The sequence below is a fragment of the Psychrobacillus antarcticus genome (assembly GCF_029533155.1).
GTDB classification, from domain to species: Bacteria; Bacillota; Bacilli; order Bacillales_A; family Planococcaceae; genus Psychrobacillus; species Psychrobacillus antarcticus.
The window spans coordinates 57,383-73,388 of record NZ_JAIZDB010000010.1; the positions used below are offsets into that span (position 1 = coordinate 57,383).

Consider the following 16,006-nt stretch of genomic DNA (forward strand, 5'->3'; position numbering starts at 1 on the left):
ACTCCCCTTCTTCATTCTTAGGAGTGGAAAAACATGAGACAATTCAGAGGGGTTAGTGAGAAAGAAATACGTCAATTCTTTCATATACCACCTAGCGACTTTTCCAGAAATATGGAAAGAAAAAAATTAGGGATGGCTATGGGAGCAGCATTATACTTACCAGGTTCAATGCCCAATTTCACCTATAAACTTTCAAACAAGAGTTTAAAGAATCTAACAAGTGTGATCATTTGTTTAGAAGACGCTATTTCCGATTCAGATCTTATAGAGGCAGAACTAAATGTTGTAAAGGAATTAAAATCAATCGAGCAAAATGGCTTAATAGATACGAATGAGATTCCTCTCTTATTTATCCGAATTAGAACCGTTCAACATTTAGAAAAAATGGCTTCTCTATTGGGAAGTGCTATTCGATATATTACTGGATTCGTTTTTCCAAAGTGCACTTCTACTAGTGCAAAAAGCTTTTTTTTATGTTTAGAACATATAAACGTTCAGTATTCTGTTCATTTATACGGGCTACCTATTTTAGAAACGAAAGAAATTATTTATACAGAAACTAGAGAGCAAGAACTTTCCAAACTATATACTGTTTTCAAGCAGTTTGAAGACCTTATACTAACTATTAGAGTTGGCGCAACAGATTTCACCAGCCTATTCAGTCAAAGACGTCCTGGTAATAGAACAATCTACGACCTGCTACTAATCACCAATTGTTTAACTGATATATTAAACAAATTCAATCGTAAAGAGGATAATTTTGTCGTTTCCGGTCCAGTTTACGAGTATTTTGAATCCCAAGACTCTTTTCGTCTTTTTACAGATGCAAATAGTATAGAGTCTATTCTTTTGAATGAAGTCCAGCTCGACATTTTAAATGGATTCTACGGGAAAACCTGTATTCACCCATCCCAAGTCGATATTGTTAATAGTGTGTACGTAGTGTCTAAGGAATTATTTGAAGACGCCTGTTTAATCGTAGAAAATAACGCGGAAACAAATGGAGTTTTGCGAAGTTCTGCTAGGAACAAAATGAATGAGGTTAAACCTCACTACAGCTGGGCTATGAAAATCATTGCTCAAGCAGAAATTTATGGGGTGTTTAAAGAAAATGTTACATCACTCGACTTCCTTCAATACATCAAAAACCTATAATTTACATGGGGATTTAAAACTAGCAATCGACATTAAATATAATCCATATAATTTCTTACCTAAGTCACTTTTCCAAATGGCCGTGAGAATTAATAAAAAACGACAATTTTTATTCGTAAGTCCATTGCTTGGAAAGCATTTAGCAGTGGATCCAGCCATTTCCCTTGGAACGGGTACTATTTTAGCTTCTATGCTAATGGAGAATGAAGGTTTAAAAAGTCATCCACTTGTAAATGAAATCGTTGAGATGGTCAATTCAGAAATTCCAAATCGAAAACTGAGTTTGGACTCTTTATCCTTTAAGTCTAGTTTACCAAAAAAAACCGTATTCATCGGATTTGCCGAAACAGCTACCGGTCTTGGTCATGCGGTATTTCATCACTTTCAAAACGCTCATTACATTCATACAACGAGAGAAGAAATACTACATATGGAACCTTCCTTTTACTTTGAAGAAGAGCATTCCCACGCAACCTCTCACAGTGTCTATGCACCTGAACAAACATTAAAGGATACAGAAACGATTGTGTTAATAGATGATGAAATAACAACAGGTCTTACATTGTCGAATTTAATCGTTGCATTAAATGATTCTTATCCTGGCAAACGCTATAAAATTTTATCTATTTTGGACTGGAGAACTAAAGCGCATCAAGAAGATTTTATCCAACTAATGCGCAAACATAACATATCTGCCGAAATCATTACCATCATGGGTGGACAATTTACTCTAGAAAATGAAGCATCCATCGAGGAAATTGAAACTCCACTTTTAGACAGTATGCAACCATTTTCCGTGTTTGCCAACGAAAAATTATCTCTTGAAATTACTTCGAACCATCGGAGTGAGCATGCGACCTATTGCAACTTCACAGGTAGATTCGGTTTAACAAGCAATCTTCACGAAGAAATGGATGATTGGATAGCAAGATTTGTAGACAATCTCCCAAACATAAAAAGGGATAAGCCCACTCTCATTATAGGCATTGGAGAAAACATCTATTTTCCGCATAGATTTGCGCTTGCCTTTGGTAATAATACAAAAGTACAAACTACTACCAGAAGTCCTATTTTAGCAAAAACAGAAGAATTATATCCTATACAACATAAATGTAGATTTATATTGCCAGATTCTAATGGGATTAACCAATATTTATACAACCTATCAGAAATAGATGCCGAACAAATCATCGTTATTTCGGAGTCAGTTCAAAATCCTGCCACCTGGTTCCCACTTCTTTCGTATTTAGAAACATTAGCACCTGTTTCATGGGTGTCTCTTACTCAACCAGTTAGAGGTGAAAAAAATGAACTTTAATACAGAAGGTTTGGTTAAATCTAGCTATCCCACAGAAGATATTACTTTTTTACTGAAGGATTTATCTGATGTTCAGATAGAGTCTTCCGTTGAATCGAGAGAACGATTATTCCAAACAGGTAGTCACTACTCCGAATCTTTGCCTATTGAAAATCGACCAACATCTGAGTATACGGAGTTATATGAGCAAGCCTTGCTTGAATCGGCTGATCATATCGCACAATTGGTAGGAGTATTATGTAGACGAATTAGAAGATTCGCCGCTACAGACGACGTCGTAATCGTTTCCCTTGCACGAGCAGGAAGTCCAGTCGGGATTTTATTGAAACGATACGCGGAAAAATATTTGAAACTTAATTGGCCACACTTTAGTATATCTATACTAAGAGGAAGAGGAATCGATGAGAAAGCTGTCCGTACTATTAGAGAGCTATATCCAAAAAGTCATATTCAATTTGTTGATGGTTGGACAGGAAAAGGTGCTATTCAAAACGAGCTAACTAAGTCTATCGAAAAGTTAAATGCCACTTACGACCTTAACTTAAATGATGATTTAGCTGTTTTAACCGATCCAGGCGAATGTGCCAGATTATTTGCCACGCGAGAAGACTTCCTCATTCCAAATGCTTGTTTAAACTCAACAGTCTCCGGGTTAGTTAGTCGAACTGTACTAAATAATGCCTTTCAAGGTGCAGATGATTACCACGGAGCTAAGTATTACGCTGATCTGGAAGAAGTGGATGTATCCAACGATTTCATCGAAAATATATCCAATCGATTCCAACAACAGGAGCCATTTATAAAAGAACTTATAGAAGAGTTTCCTATTACAAACGAACGAACTTGGAGAGGCATGCAGGAAGTGGAATCCATTGCCCGTAAGTTCTATAAAACTGCTGATATTAGTAAAGTAAAGCCAAGTGTTGGAGAAACGACTAGAGTGCTTTTAAGAAGGAAGCCTTTTAAAATATTACTTAGTGATGATAAACACCCATCCCTACGTCATATTCTCCTCTTATGTAAGGAAAAAAATATTCCTACCGAAATTGTGCCTGGGCTCTTTTACCTTGCCATCGGTCTGATAGAATCGGAGGATCTACTATGACAATCCTATTTGCTAGTGATTTAGATCGAACACTTATATATAGTAAAAATTCACGAGGTCAAGAAGTGAGCGTTCAGGATTTTGCTGCTGTAGAATGGATCGATGAAAAACCAACTGCATTTATGACTAATAGAGGTCTTCAGCTATTTCAACAGATCACCTCCTCTATTACCTTTATACCCGTAACAACGAGAACTGCTGAACAATATAATCGAATTACAGGACTATTTCATTCTGTAGAAAAACCAAAATATGCAATTGTAGCAAACGGTGCAGTGATTTTAGAAGACGGCAAGCCACTTACTGAATGGTCTGATAAAGTAATAGCAAAAATGCAACAGAATCGCACCTCTATAGAACATGTACTACCTCAACTCGAAGCATTTACAAAAAACGAATTTGTCCTAAAAGTTATGCAAGCAGAATCATGGTTTGTCTACTTAATCATTGATGAACAAGCTTTTTCTGTCGAAGAGTTTGAAAAACTTTCACAAATCTTTTACGAGCAAGGTTTTACTCTTTCTCATCAAGGCAGAAAAGTGTATATCATGCCAACCTGCATAAACAAATGGACTGCTCTTCAATTTATGAAAGAACGAATTGCTGCAAAAACGGTCATAGCTGCAGGAGATTCTATGCTCGATTTTGATATGGTTATAAATGCTGATCATAGCTTTATTCCTTCCCATGGCGAAGCGATTCATAAGGGAGGACACCTCCCCCCTCACGTTTCCATTACAAATCAAGTGGGGGTTTTAGCAGGAGAAGAAATATTAAAAAAGGTAAGCAATTATTTGTTATAATATGTATGAATAGGAGGGAAAGCCCATGGTGAATTTAAATCCCATAAGGATGAAGTCGTGGGATTCATCTAATATAGGATTATGGTTGAAAGATTCTTTAGGAGATCCTTCACAAGTGACAGTGAACGGAGAGAACTTGAAGTATCCTCAATTAGTTTGCCAATATATTGGCATGTCCTTAGATGAAGATGAATATTTCTCGATTCTACATACACAAGTCAATGATTCCTTAGGAAAGTTAAGCATCCTGACTGGTGCACTTAACAAACAAATTTCTGCCGAGAAGTTAAAATCACTCAATCAGTTATTTGACCTGCACAAAAAAGAAAGAGGACTCTCCCCTAGTCGGATGGTCGCCTTTCTTGATGGCTATTCCTTATTACCAGACTCAATAGATCCTAGTTTAAATAGACGAATTAAAACAGTTTTAATCGACATATTAAAAAAGTTACAAAAAAGCTACACAGAAGGAACTCTTCATCATGAATATCGGCGTATAACAACAGATTTAGTAAAATGGATATCCAATCATGTGGAGCCGGCACTGAAGGAAATAGATTTCGTACAGGGCATCCCTGCTTTTCTTTGGTACGGCACGGCAACCCCTAGCGAAAAATGGTTTCTAACTTATTTAGCCGACTTTGGTTTCCATGTAGTTATATTCAACCCAACTAACGAGCCTTGGCCGAAAACCCTACTCACAATTGAGGATGACCTTAGCTATCGCTTTCCTAAGATTTCACAAGATATTAAACCATTGCCAGACGAAATGCCCAAAATTGCAGGAACTGTTGCATTTAGAGCAACACAAGAAATTAATGAACTTCTACATCATGATGATTCTGGACTTTATAAGCCATTCCAATTTAAATCATACTCTATTAATTCTTTGCGACTGAAAACAACTGAGGACGAGGCTTTCCTAATTTCAAAAGAAAGGGCGATGATCCGTCCTCACTTCCAAGTTAGTAACCAACAGGTAACTATTCCAGTGGTTTTTGCAAAATTGTCAGGTATAGACAAAAACAGAAAACGCTTTTGGAATAATGTTCATTCGTTAACAGAACGAGATGATACGCATGTTATTCGCCAGTTTCCTTTCACGAAGGAGCAAAAAACGAATCAGCTATTCCATTACCGAGATGCTTTAAAAGCAGATGGTATGTTGGATCCCGAAAAGATGAAGACCGCAAATTGGTGGACGTATGATAAGCTCCCGCTCGGAACACAAACTGTAATTGGTGAGGCAATCGCCAAACATGTGAACGAACCAATACTTATGAGACAGTCCAATGAATCTGTAGAAGACTTACAATTATACGCATTTGCACAGTCCATGGTTTTACCTGATTTTGTTATTCGTCTTTTACAAACATTTGATTATCCTCAATTTGTTCCAACTATATTTATTTATAATGAAGAAAAAGGTCCTGAACTATCCAGATCTGATGCCAACGCTTTATGTATGATGCATCATTTAGGGTTAGATATTATAATCGTGAATCCGAAGGGGCATCTGGATATAGAAAAATGGGTACAAGAAGGCACCTTTGATATACACTGGATGGACGACAGAAGTTTCAATGACCCATTCAAAGAACCAAGTGTAGTTCAGAAAATTTTCAAGAAATTTCTATAGACATAGGGGGAGAAAATATGGAATTACAAAAGTTAGAAATAGAACAACAAGAACAAATGATGGAAGAAAGTAATGATTTAAAAGCTAAGCTAAAGCGTGACCCACAAGTATTACAGCTTGTTGCAAAAATTGACCCTAAAAACCAGATTGGACTATTAGAATTTGGTCGTGAACCAGCAGACGAAATTTCCAAATTTACAGGACAAATTCTAAGTACGATCAAGTCTAGTAGTATGGAAGAATCCAGTGAATTGTTAAAACAGCTGGGTAAGATTATGGATAAATTCGATAAAAAAGACTTTGTCCAAAAGCCCTCTCTCTTCGGTAAAATCTTTAAACAAGGCGAGAAAATAATCGAAAAGCTATTCAATAAGTATCAAACAATGGGTGGCGAAATCGATAAAGTTTTTGTAGAAATAACGAAGTACGAAACAGAAATGAAAAGATCTACTGTTACGTTAGAAAACTTGTACGACAAAAACTTCAACTACTTCATGGAATTAGAAAAGTATATTGTAGCTGGTGAGTTAAAGGTCAATCAGTTGAGACAACTCGTGCCGAACCTACAGCAAAAAGCTGAAAATGGCGATCAATTAGTATTAATGGAACTAAATTCTTTGCAAAATGCGATTGAACTACTAGATCAACGTATTTACGATTTGGAAATGGCCAAACAGGTTTCTTATCAATCAGCACCGCAAATTAGAATGCTTCAACGAGGCAATACAAAGTTAATCGGTAAGATAAATTCAGCATTCGTAACAACTATTCCTATTTTTAAAACAGGACTTATTAATGCAATTTCCGCAAAAAGACAAAATCTTGTTGCACAATCCATGAGCGAGCTAGATCGTAGAACGAACGAAATGTTACTTCGTAATGCTAATGATATCTCCAAGCAAAGTGTGGATATCGCCAGAATGTCAGGGCAACCTAGTATTAAAATTGAAACAATCGAGCAAACATGGGATACGATTATGCGCGGGATGAACGAAACAAAAGCGATTGAAGAAGAAAATCGCAAAATGAGAGAAGAAGGTCGTCTTCGTTTAGAAGAATTACAAAAGAAATATGAGAATGGTCAAAGAAAGTAATTTAATCAATGGATGAGGGGGAAACAAAATGTCAGTTATTAACCTATCAAAGGGCCAAAAAATTGATTTAACAAAAACGAATCCAGGTTTAACGAATGTCTTAGTAGGGCTCGGCTGGGATACGAATAGATATAGTGGCGGTGAAGCTTTCGATTTAGATGCTTCCGCTTTTATCGTAGACGGAAACGGTAAAGCCTTCAACGAAAAAAGCTTTATCTTTTATAATAACCTCCAAAGTGAGGAAGGTTCAGTTATCCACACTGGGGATAACCGTACTGGAGATGGTGACGGTGATGATGAGCAACTGCTCGTTAAGTTGCCAATAGTTCCAAGCGTAGTGCAAAAAGTCGTTTTTACAGTGACCATTCACGATGCAGACCAACGCAAACAAAATTTCGGTCAAGTTTCAAATGCTTTTATACGAATTGTCAATGAAGACACAAACGAAGAAATCGTTCGCTATGACCTAGGCGAAGACTTTTCGATTGAAACAGCACTTGTAGTAGGAGAAATATACCGCAACAATAATGAGTGGAAATTCAATGCAATCGGAAGCGGTTTCCAAGGCGGCCTAGCATCACTAATTAATGAATTTGGATTGAGCTAAGCTGATTAGGCGTTTCATTAAATTTATAGATTAAAACAATCCCGAGTGCGTCATATGCACTCGGGATTTTATGTTGGTGAAAAGCAATTTCTAGGTTCACCATATTTTACAAGTTGAATTGTTATCCTTATAAGAACATTCCTGCGATAGCTGCACTTAATAGTGAAGCAAGCGTTCCTGCTGCTACTGCACGAAGTCCTAGACGAGCTATATCTGAACGACGACTTGGTGCCATTGCGCCAAGTCCACCAAGTAAGATAGCCATTGAACTCAAATTGGCAAAGCCACATAATGCAAAACTTACTACGATAACAGTTTTAGGTGACAAATTTGAAATCTCTGGTGCAAAAGAGGAATAGGCAACAAATTCATTTAAAACAATTTTTTGCCCAATATAAGAACCTGCTTGTACTGCCTCTGCCCATGGAACACCTATGGCAAATGCCAGTGGAGAGAAAATAAAACCTAAAATCCCCTCTAACGATAGATCATTATAACCAAACCATCCTCCTAAACCACCAAGCAAACCATTTATCAATGCAATAAGACCGATAAAAGCTAAAAGCATAGCACCTACATTCAACGCTAATGACATCCCATCACTTGCACCTTTTGCGGCAGCATCGATAACATTTGTAGTGGAAGGATCTTTTTCCATTTCAAAATTTGACTCATCTACTTCTTCCGTTTCTGGAATCATGATCTTGGCCATGATTAAACCAGCTGGAGCAGCCATAAAACTTGCGGCTATCAAGTACTCTAATGGAACTCCTAATAATGCGTACCCTGCCAGAACAGAACCTGCAACAGACGCTAATCCCCCAGTCATGACAGCGAAAAGCTCAGATCTCGTCATTTTGGCTATAAAAGGTCGGATAACTAATGGGGCTTCTGTTTGTCCAACGAAAATATTAGCCGCTGCAGAAATTGATTCTGCTTTCGACGTTCCTAATATTTTGGAGAGCACTCCTCCAATAATTTTTATAACAAACTGCATAATACCCAAATAATATAAGACCGATATTAGAGAGGAGAAGAAAATAATAATCGGCAATACTTGAAATACAAATACAAAGCCAAATCCTTTTGCATCTGCTAATGGGCCAAATAAAAACGATATCCCCTCATTAGCATAAGATATTAAATTTGTAACACCGTCTGTAAAAGCAAGTAGACCTTCTCGTCCTGTTTCCCACTTCAACACAATAAATGCAAATATTATTTGTATCGTCAATCCAGCTAGGATAGTTCTTAGCTTAATTGATCTTTTTGCACTAGACAAAAGAAAAGCAATACCTAAAACGACTAGGATACCACCGATTCCCCATAACACATTCATCTTCGTTCCTTCTTTCTATACAGTAGTAAATCACTACTTTTAATATTGCGTTGAATGATGTCAGACGACAGACAACTATTTCGCATGTTACCAAATAGAATAATTGTTGTAAAATGAAAGGTTATTCTAACTTTTCAAGCATAAATGAATATTGTAGGTTACCCTATTTCATCTAAAATAAAATTGTTTTTTTCACTATCTAAAAAAAACCATGCATCTCTTACTCAGCGGTCATTAATTATTGATATAATGGAGCATAGGTTCGAAAGGTGTGCTTAATTTGTCTAAGGAATCTATTTTAATCGTAGAAGATGAAGAAAAAATTGTTAGGCTACTTGAAATTGAATTAGAATACGAAGGTTATGAAACCGGCAAGGCAATGGATGGAATCGATGCTTTTGACATGTTTCTTTCACAAAAATGGGATTTGATTTTATTAGATATAATGCTTCCAGGTATGAGTGGAATTGAATTACTTCGACGCATTCGAGGGAAAAATTCTACGGTTCCAATTATTTTATTAACAGCCAAGGATTCTATTGAAGACAAAGTTTCTGGTCTGGACCTTGGTGCCAGTGACTATATAACTAAGCCTTTCAGAATGGAAGAATTGCTTGCTAGAATTCGTGCAGTGCTAAGGATGAGACAAGCAACTATCCCTGTCCCTCCAAATCCTATAGAAGATGAGTGGCTTCAGTTCAGTGACTTACGAGTAAATGACAAAACAAGAGAAGTCGTTAGAAGTAATTTAGATGTCAGTTTAACTCCAAAGGAATATGATTTACTTTTATATTTAGTGAAAAACAAACGACAAGTGTTGGATCGTGGCCAAATTCTAGAAGCAGTTTGGGGTTATGAATACCACGGGGACACAAAAATTGTCGATGTATATATACGATATCTGCGGAAAAAGATTGATGTAGGTTTTGATACTGCACTTATTCATACTGTGAGAGGCGTAGGATATGTCCTGAAGGAAGCAACATGAAGCTTCGCAATAAAATAAACCTATATACGTCGGTATTATTTATCGTGTTGCTCATCTGTATAAATGCCTCCATCTATTTTGTATTCAGCTATCTTATGAAAGAAAATGAAGTGGAGCGCGCACAAGCAGAGGTCGAAAAGGTTGCCGCAGAAATAGGAAAAGCAGTTGATCGTATTGCCCCTAGTTATCTAATACTTGCTCACGTTCCCGTGGACGGCATGATACAAATTTTGAAAGAGGATTTAACTACCAGTAATGGTAAAACTACCTCTCCTTCTGCAGAATCACTACGCGAACGCAAGAGTAGTTTTTATGCTGGTGAGTTTAGTGAATTGATTTCGCATGATGAAACTCCTTATGTATTCGTATCCTCTCCTATTGTGTGGAGTGATGGAACTGTTGTAAATTTACAGATGACTACTAGTATTGAATCTACAAACAGAATGATTCATTTATTAGCGATCGTTTTAATATTTGTAACTGTGATTGCTATGATACCCACTTTTGTTTCTAGTCGAATACTAAGCAATCTAATCATCCAGCCAATTCGTACAATGATTAATACGATGAAGGATATTCAAAAAAGCGGTCAATTTAAACAATTGAAGTTAGAGGATACTACCGAAGGAGAGCTTGTTGAGCTTGGTGAAACGTTTAATCATATGATGGACTTATTACAGACTAACTATGAAAAACAGGAGCAATTTGTCTCCAATGCATCACACGAGCTTCGTACTCCTTTAACTATAATTGAAAACTATGCAGATTTAATGAAACGACGAGGTTTGGAGCGACCGGACTTATTTGAAGAATCCATTGATGCGATCCACTCCGAAGCTATACGAATGCGAGAAATGACTGAGCAGCTATTGTCTATTGCACGGCAGGAGCAATTGAATATTCAATCAGAACAGATTAATATTACTCGGCTTGTCCAAGAAACAGTAACCACTTTTCAAACTACTTATCAACGAGATATTAATATCGAAGGGAACTACCAGATAATTGGTTATACGGATATTCAAAAGCTAAAGCAGTTACTTTATATCTTTTTAGATAATGCACGTAAGTATAGTGATGGTCCAATTACTGTTTATGTTGGTCAGTCGGAAAAAGAAACAACTATCCAAATCGAGGATAGAGGAATTGGCATACCTAAAGAGGATTTACCAAAAGTGTTTGATCGATTTTATCGAGTCGATCAGGCAAGAAGTCGAAAACAAGGTGGATCAGGTCTCGGTCTAACTATGGCAAAAGATATTGCCGATGCACTCGGTATACGTATTGAACTGGATAGTAAGGTAAATGAGGGAACGATTGTGACGCTTTACATGCAAAAACAATAATAGTCTTTCTCCCCAAATTCTTACTTTCGCATTATATACTATATCTATCAGACTGAATCTTGAGGTGACATACGATGAAGATAAATAAGTCCGGTTGGATAATCGGAGGCATTATACTAGTGATTTTGTTAGTAATTGGCGTGCTATGGCTTTCTCCTTTTTCCACTAAAACGCTCACCGAGGAAGAATTGAAGGCGACTGCGCTTGCAAAATATCCAGGTGAAATAATTCGAGCAGCTAAATCTAATAACGACTATGAGATTGAAATGCAAATGGAGAATGGAATTTACACTATTAGGATGGATAGCAAGAACGGAGATATTCTTTCCCTAAAACAATTGCCGACTGAGGAAGTATCCCCTTCTGTTGACAAACTTACGGAAGGGCAAATAAAAGAAGAAATTGCTACACAGGGTGAGCTTCAATCTATTCATTTTATAAATGATGCAGACACCCCTTACTATGAAGCAATTGTTCTCAAGGGAAATGCAGAATTCACGCTAAAAGTTGACCCGTATACTGGTGCGATAATAGACTCAACTCAGGCTACTTTAGAAGCTCCTGTAACTACAGAAAGCACCCTCCTTACTGAGCAAGAGGCACTAATTATTGCAGCAAAACATTTAAAAGGTATTGCTGATGAAGATGCAGAACTTCATCAACCTACTGGTCAAACACCCTATTACTTAGTCGATGTGGAGATTGAAAATGACGAAGAAGAAGATCGTGAAGCTGTTGTCCAAGTGGATGCATATACTGGTACGGTGAAATCAGTAATTTGGGAGGACTGACAAGTACTCTGAAAAAAGGTTGGTCGCGGCTGCTGTCGCTACCAACCTTTTTTGGTAATTATATTATACCGCTGAGGACAAGAGCATGTGGTTGTAATCCGGTGGTTTACTTGCGGTCATTGGTTGTTTACTTGCGGAAGACTACCGGTTACTTGCTTTCATTTTATTTTACTTGCGCTCTTGCCTCATTTACTCACTCTCATGCGATCATTACTTGCGAACAGGGAATTTCATCCAATTCATTCGCAAGTATATTTTCATTTTCTATCCAAATTTTAACCTCCCCCTCCCCGTCCTTTCTTTTAAGCGGTATATAGTAATACATGTAAGGCAAACAAAACTTAGGAGGAGAAAAAATGAAAAAATTAGTAATTGGTTCATTAGTAGCTGCAATTGTGATTAGTGGAGGAATTGGTATAAATGCTTTGGCAAACGATGACAATGTTAACGTGAGTAACACGCAAAGTGAAAAATTAATTGGTATAGAAAAAGCTAAAGAAGTGGCTCTGAAAGAAGCAAAAGGCATAATTGAAAGTGTAGAACTTGAAAAAGATAATGGAAAAACATTTTATGAAGTTGATATAGATGGAGAAAAATCAATAGAGTATGAAGTAAGAGTAGATGCCTATAATGCAAAAGTATTGAATGTAAAAGAAGATAAAGACGATGATGATGACAATGATCTAGATAAAGTAGCTCCAAACACTAAACTTATTACAGAAGCTAAAGCAATTGAAATTGCTCAAAAACAAATCAAAGGAACATTAGTAGAAATCGAATTAGATTCCGATGACGGTCGATATGAATATGAATTAGAGCTTAATACAGCTAAAGGCGAGGCAGAGTTTACGATCGATGCAACTACAGGGGAAATCATTGAGTATGAACTTGATGATGATAATGACAATGATCGTTATGACGATTAATAAATAGCAATAATAATAAAAATCGCTTGATGGGTCTCCATTAAGCGATTTTTTAAATAGTAACTTACTCAGTCAGCAAAAAGATAATTTATAAAATGTTTATATTACTGTTTCCTCTTTCAATAAGCGTCTTAATACTTTTCCTGAGCTTGTTTTTGGAAGTTCATGGATGAATTCAATTTCACGTGGATATTTATAAGCAGACATTTTATCTCTCGCCCACTCGATAATTTCCGTTTCCGTTGCTTCCATTTTCTCCTCTAATACGACAAAGGCTTTTACTGATTCTCCTCTTACCGGATCCGGAACACCTATTACAGCTACTTGGTTAATTTTTTCATGCTTAGACAGCATTTTTTCTACTTCCTCTGGATAAACGCTATAGCCCGAGCATTTGATCATTTCTTTAACTCTGCCTAGGAAATATAAAAAACCATCTTCATCATACTTTCCTATATCGCCGGTAATGAAATAATCACCATAGAATGATTCCATCGTCTCTTCTTCTTTTCCTTTGTAACCTTTAAATACACTTGGTCCTTTTACAAGAATCATTCCTTGCTCCCCGACCGGCATTTCTTCATCATAATTATCAAATTGAACTATTTTGATATCTGTATCAAAAGTAGGCTTACCAACACTGCCATATTTTATTTCGTTCGGTGGAGTCATAGTATTCCCTGTATGAGTTTCACTCATTCCATAAGCAAACTCCATTAAAGGCTCCCCAGTAATTTGTTCCCAGTCATTTGAAATTTCTTGAGTTATTTGTATACCAAAGCTTGTTACTATATTAATCTTTAAATGACTAAAATCTATCTGATGAAATAAATCTTCTCTCATCATTTGAATGTTCATTGGAGTAGTTGTATATAAAGCGGTTGCTTTATATCGATCAAGTGCTTGAAGCATACCTTTTGAATCGAATCGTGTCAGTAAAACAATCTTAGCTCCAACAACCATTGCACTAAGTAAACTTACAACTTTACCAGCAATATGAAAGACTGGCATGACCGCAATGTACGTATCATCTTTTGTAAAACCAAAGTTCTTTGCAACACAGGTTGCCTGAAACTCCGAATTTGCATACGTGAGCATTGCCCCTTTTGGAGAGCCAGTTGTACCTGAAGTATAAATGATTAAGCTAACATCTTCAGTCATATTAATCTCTACATTACTCTCATAGTCATATTTCTCTTCCTCTAATATAGAAGACCATGCAATCGTGTCTTTAAATTGTGCATCGACCATCTTCTCCGGGAAATCTGGGTACGGAGTTTCAGGTAAGTAATCACGGTAGTTAGCAAGTATCTTACATTGAACGCTCGTTTCTTCCTGGACTTTTCCATAAACTTCAAATAGATCAGGAGTAGTAATAAGTACTTTAGCATCGAGGTCGTTTAATTGGTATTTTAGTTCCCATTCTTTGAACATTGGATTACAAGGGCCCGCGATCGCACCTATTTTCTGTGTTGCAAAAAAGGCAATCACATATTGAGGGCAATTTTGAAGATATAATGCTACAGTATCTCCCTTCTTCACTCCTTGATTAGAAAGAAAGTTAGCCATTCGATTAATTGAGTTCCACAACTCTCCGTACGTTATTTCTTGACCATAAAAATTAATTGCTATTTTCTCCGAGTCTAATTTTGCATGTTGCTCAATATAAGAATGGATTGGTTGATTTTGTAGAGTTAGTTGCACTTTCAATTCCTCACTTCCCTTCAAAATTGGACTCTCTTTTTTCAACGAAAGCTTGCTTACCCTCGGCATAATCTGTCGTATGGAATGAGGCTAAAGTTGAATAGGTCTGCACCTGGAAGGCTGCCTCTAATGCCATATTTTCGCTAGTATGCATCGCTTTTTTCATTAAGCCAAGGGCGCGTGTAGCACTCTTTGATAAATGCTCTGCCAATTTTTCTACTTCCTCATTTAATGATTCAATCTCTACTTGTTTATATAATAAGCCCCATTGAGAAGCCTCTTCTGTTTCGAACATTTCTCCTAAATAGAGATATCGTGCTGCCCGATGATATCCAATTCTTTTTTGTAAAAGATATGTACCTGCTGAAATTCCTCTTAACACAAAAGGAAGACCAAATTTAGTATCCTTAGAGGCAATAATAAAATCAGCTGCCAAGGCAATCTCGAGCCCTGCTCCAAGAGCATATTTATGCACTTTTACAATAATTGGTTTTTCTAGGTTTTCCATTTCTAGAACAACCGCAGGATATCCATCTGTATACTCTGTCAATTTGTCAGTTGGATTGGGATTTCTTTCCGTTCCCATGTCTACGAGATCATCCCCCGCACAAAATGCCTTTCCGTTACCCTCTATTATTACAACTCGAACTTTGTCGTCTCTTTTACTTTCTTTTAGAAAATTAATCAAATCTGCAATCATATCATTATCTAAAGCATTCAGGGCATTAGGACGATTTAATGTAATTCTAGCTATATTATTTTCTAATTGATAAATTACTTTATTGTCCATTTAATCCCTCCTCATATAAATGCTTTTCTAATTCTTTTCGAATTTCATTTGGTATTATCTCACTTTTATTCTCATGCACATTATAGTTAACGTATATAGTATTTGCTTGGACGGTCAACCTATCTTGCTGCCAAATCTCCTCATATAGTTCTAAACTCGAGTTGCCAATTCGCTTGATCCAGCACTTAATTTCTACATTCGTTCCGAAATATATTTGTTGCTTGTATTCAACAGTAGTTTTCAGAATAATCATTTTCCACTCTTTAAAGCTGAGATCTGGATTGAATAAGGAGAAGAGTTTATTTCTGCCACCTTCTAACCAAATAGGCACCGTTGTATTATTTATATGTCCTACCCCATCTGTTTCAGAAACTCGTGGTTCGATAATTGTTTGATACATT

The 16,006-nt window shown here is 36.7% G+C and carries 15 protein-coding genes; 11 read left to right on the forward strand and 4 right to left on the reverse strand.

Annotation, left to right across the window (positions count from 1 at the left end; genetic code table 11):
• Nucleotides 1-33: 33 nt before the first annotated feature.
• The 7 genes from LDK52_RS07350 to LDK52_RS07380 are packed head-to-tail and all read left to right on the forward strand — an operon-like array spanning nt 34 to nt 7,721.
• On the forward strand, nt 34-1,155 hold the full coding sequence (locus LDK52_RS07350; RefSeq protein WP_277585300.1) for an HpcH/HpaI aldolase/citrate lyase family protein: 1,122 nt from the start codon (nt 34-36) through the stop codon (nt 1,153-1,155).
• Nucleotides 1,112-2,473, forward strand: a complete 1,362-nt coding sequence (locus LDK52_RS07355) for a phosphoribosyltransferase domain-containing protein (protein WP_277585301.1) — start codon at nt 1,112-1,114, stop codon at nt 2,471-2,473. Before LDK52_RS07350 ends, LDK52_RS07355 begins: the two co-directional genes overlap by 44 nt.
• Nucleotides 2,463-3,578, forward strand: coding sequence for a cysteine protease StiP family protein (locus tag LDK52_RS07360; protein ID WP_277585302.1), 1,116 nt, complete (start codon nt 2,463-2,465; stop codon nt 3,576-3,578). The genes LDK52_RS07355 and LDK52_RS07360 overlap by 11 nt, the downstream gene beginning before the upstream one ends.
• The gene (locus tag LDK52_RS07365; protein WP_277585303.1) at nt 3,575-4,381 is read left to right on the forward strand and encodes an HAD family hydrolase; all 807 of its coding nucleotides are present in this window, start codon (nt 3,575-3,577) and stop codon (nt 4,379-4,381) included. The genes LDK52_RS07360 and LDK52_RS07365 overlap by 4 nt, the downstream gene beginning before the upstream one ends.
• Nucleotides 4,382-4,406: 25 nt before the next feature.
• Nucleotides 4,407-6,020 carry a YceG family protein gene (locus tag LDK52_RS07370; RefSeq protein WP_277585304.1) on the forward strand — a complete coding sequence of 538 codons (1,614 nt, stop codon included), beginning with the start codon at nt 4,407-4,409 and terminating at the stop codon, nt 6,018-6,020.
• A gap of 17 nt (nt 6,021-6,037) precedes the next feature.
• Nucleotides 6,038-7,114 carry a toxic anion resistance protein gene (locus LDK52_RS07375; protein WP_277585305.1) on the forward strand — a complete coding sequence of 359 codons (1,077 nt, stop codon included), beginning with the start codon at nt 6,038-6,040 and terminating at the stop codon, nt 7,112-7,114.
• A 28-nt stretch (nt 7,115-7,142) separates the two neighbouring features.
• Nucleotides 7,143-7,721, forward strand: coding sequence for a TerD family protein (locus LDK52_RS07380; RefSeq protein WP_277585306.1), 579 nt, complete (start codon nt 7,143-7,145; stop codon nt 7,719-7,721).
• A gap of 127 nt (nt 7,722-7,848) precedes the next feature.
• Here LDK52_RS07380 and LDK52_RS07385 read toward each other — a convergent pair whose 3' ends face one another.
• A complete protein-coding gene (locus tag LDK52_RS07385; protein ID WP_277585307.1) occupies nt 7,849-9,060 on the reverse strand; it encodes a NupC/NupG family nucleoside CNT transporter in 1,212 nt (403 codons plus the stop codon).
• Between the two features lie 280 nt (nt 9,061-9,340).
• Here LDK52_RS07385 and LDK52_RS07390 point away from each other — a divergent pair, with 280 nt between their 5' ends.
• The 4 genes from LDK52_RS07390 to LDK52_RS07405 all read left to right on the forward strand — a co-directional run bounded on the left by LDK52_RS07390 (nt 9,341) and on the right by LDK52_RS07405 (nt 13,111).
• Nucleotides 9,341-10,048 carry a response regulator transcription factor gene (locus LDK52_RS07390; RefSeq protein ID WP_277585308.1) on the forward strand — a complete coding sequence of 236 codons (708 nt, stop codon included), beginning with the start codon at nt 9,341-9,343 and terminating at the stop codon, nt 10,046-10,048.
• A complete protein-coding gene (locus LDK52_RS07395; protein WP_277585309.1) occupies nt 10,045-11,394 on the forward strand; it encodes a sensor histidine kinase in 1,350 nt (449 codons plus the stop codon). The genes LDK52_RS07390 and LDK52_RS07395 overlap by 4 nt, the downstream gene beginning before the upstream one ends.
• 74 nt (nt 11,395-11,468) lie before the next feature.
• Nucleotides 11,469-12,185 carry a PepSY domain-containing protein gene (locus LDK52_RS07400; RefSeq protein WP_277585310.1) on the forward strand — a complete coding sequence of 239 codons (717 nt, stop codon included), beginning with the start codon at nt 11,469-11,471 and terminating at the stop codon, nt 12,183-12,185.
• Nucleotides 12,186-12,541: 356 nt separating this feature from the next.
• On the forward strand, nt 12,542-13,111 hold the full coding sequence (locus tag LDK52_RS07405; RefSeq protein WP_277585311.1) for a PepSY domain-containing protein: 570 nt from the start codon (nt 12,542-12,544) through the stop codon (nt 13,109-13,111).
• Between the two features lie 99 nt (nt 13,112-13,210).
• On the opposite strand, the gene LDK52_RS07410 is transcribed toward LDK52_RS07405, so the two are convergent.
• The 3 genes from LDK52_RS07410 to LDK52_RS07420 are packed head-to-tail and all read right to left on the reverse strand — an operon-like array spanning nt 13,211 to nt 16,005.
• Entirely contained in the window at nt 13,211-14,815 is a 1,605-nt protein-coding gene (locus LDK52_RS07410; RefSeq protein WP_277585331.1) for a class I adenylate-forming enzyme family protein, read from the reverse strand.
• Nucleotides 14,816-14,825: 10 nt separating this feature from the next.
• Nucleotides 14,826-15,605: an enoyl-CoA hydratase/isomerase family protein gene (locus tag LDK52_RS07415; protein ID WP_277585312.1), complete on the reverse strand. Its 780-nt coding sequence runs from the start codon at nt 15,603-15,605 to the stop codon at nt 14,826-14,828.
• Nucleotides 15,595-16,005: an acyl-CoA thioesterase gene (locus LDK52_RS07420; RefSeq protein WP_277585313.1), complete on the reverse strand. Its 411-nt coding sequence runs from the start codon at nt 16,003-16,005 to the stop codon at nt 15,595-15,597. The genes LDK52_RS07415 and LDK52_RS07420 overlap by 11 nt, the downstream gene beginning before the upstream one ends.
• Nucleotide 16,006: the final 1 nt, after the last annotated feature.

What these genes read in the sequence shown, in the direction of transcription:
- LDK52_RS07350 (WP_277585300.1), top strand. Translation starts at nt 34, where the DNA reads ATGAGACAATTCAGAGGGGTTAGTGAGAAAGAAATACGTCAATTCTTT.
- LDK52_RS07355 (WP_277585301.1), top strand. Translation starts at nt 1,112, where the DNA reads ATGTTACATCACTCGACTTCCTTCAATACATCAAAAACCTATAATTTA.
- LDK52_RS07360 (WP_277585302.1), top strand. Translation starts at nt 2,463, where the DNA reads ATGAACTTTAATACAGAAGGTTTGGTTAAATCTAGCTATCCCACAGAA.
- LDK52_RS07365 (WP_277585303.1), top strand. Translation starts at nt 3,575, where the DNA reads ATGACAATCCTATTTGCTAGTGATTTAGATCGAACACTTATATATAGT.
- LDK52_RS07370 (WP_277585304.1), top strand. Translation starts at nt 4,407, where the DNA reads ATGGTGAATTTAAATCCCATAAGGATGAAGTCGTGGGATTCATCTAAT.
- LDK52_RS07375 (WP_277585305.1), top strand. Translation starts at nt 6,038, where the DNA reads ATGGAATTACAAAAGTTAGAAATAGAACAACAAGAACAAATGATGGAA.
- LDK52_RS07380 (WP_277585306.1), top strand. Translation starts at nt 7,143, where the DNA reads ATGTCAGTTATTAACCTATCAAAGGGCCAAAAAATTGATTTAACAAAA.
- LDK52_RS07385 (WP_277585307.1), bottom strand. Translation starts at nt 9,060, where the DNA reads ATGAATGTGTTATGGGGAATCGGTGGTATCCTAGTCGTTTTAGGTATT.
- LDK52_RS07395 (WP_277585309.1), top strand. Translation starts at nt 10,045, where the DNA reads ATGAAGCTTCGCAATAAAATAAACCTATATACGTCGGTATTATTTATC.
- LDK52_RS07400 (WP_277585310.1), top strand. Translation starts at nt 11,469, where the DNA reads ATGAAGATAAATAAGTCCGGTTGGATAATCGGAGGCATTATACTAGTG.
- LDK52_RS07405 (WP_277585311.1), top strand. Translation starts at nt 12,542, where the DNA reads ATGAAAAAATTAGTAATTGGTTCATTAGTAGCTGCAATTGTGATTAGT.
- LDK52_RS07415 (WP_277585312.1), bottom strand. Translation starts at nt 15,605, where the DNA reads ATGGACAATAAAGTAATTTATCAATTAGAAAATAATATAGCTAGAATT.
- LDK52_RS07420 (WP_277585313.1), bottom strand. Translation starts at nt 16,005, where the DNA reads ATGTATCAAACAATTATCGAACCACGAGTTTCTGAAACAGATGGGGTA.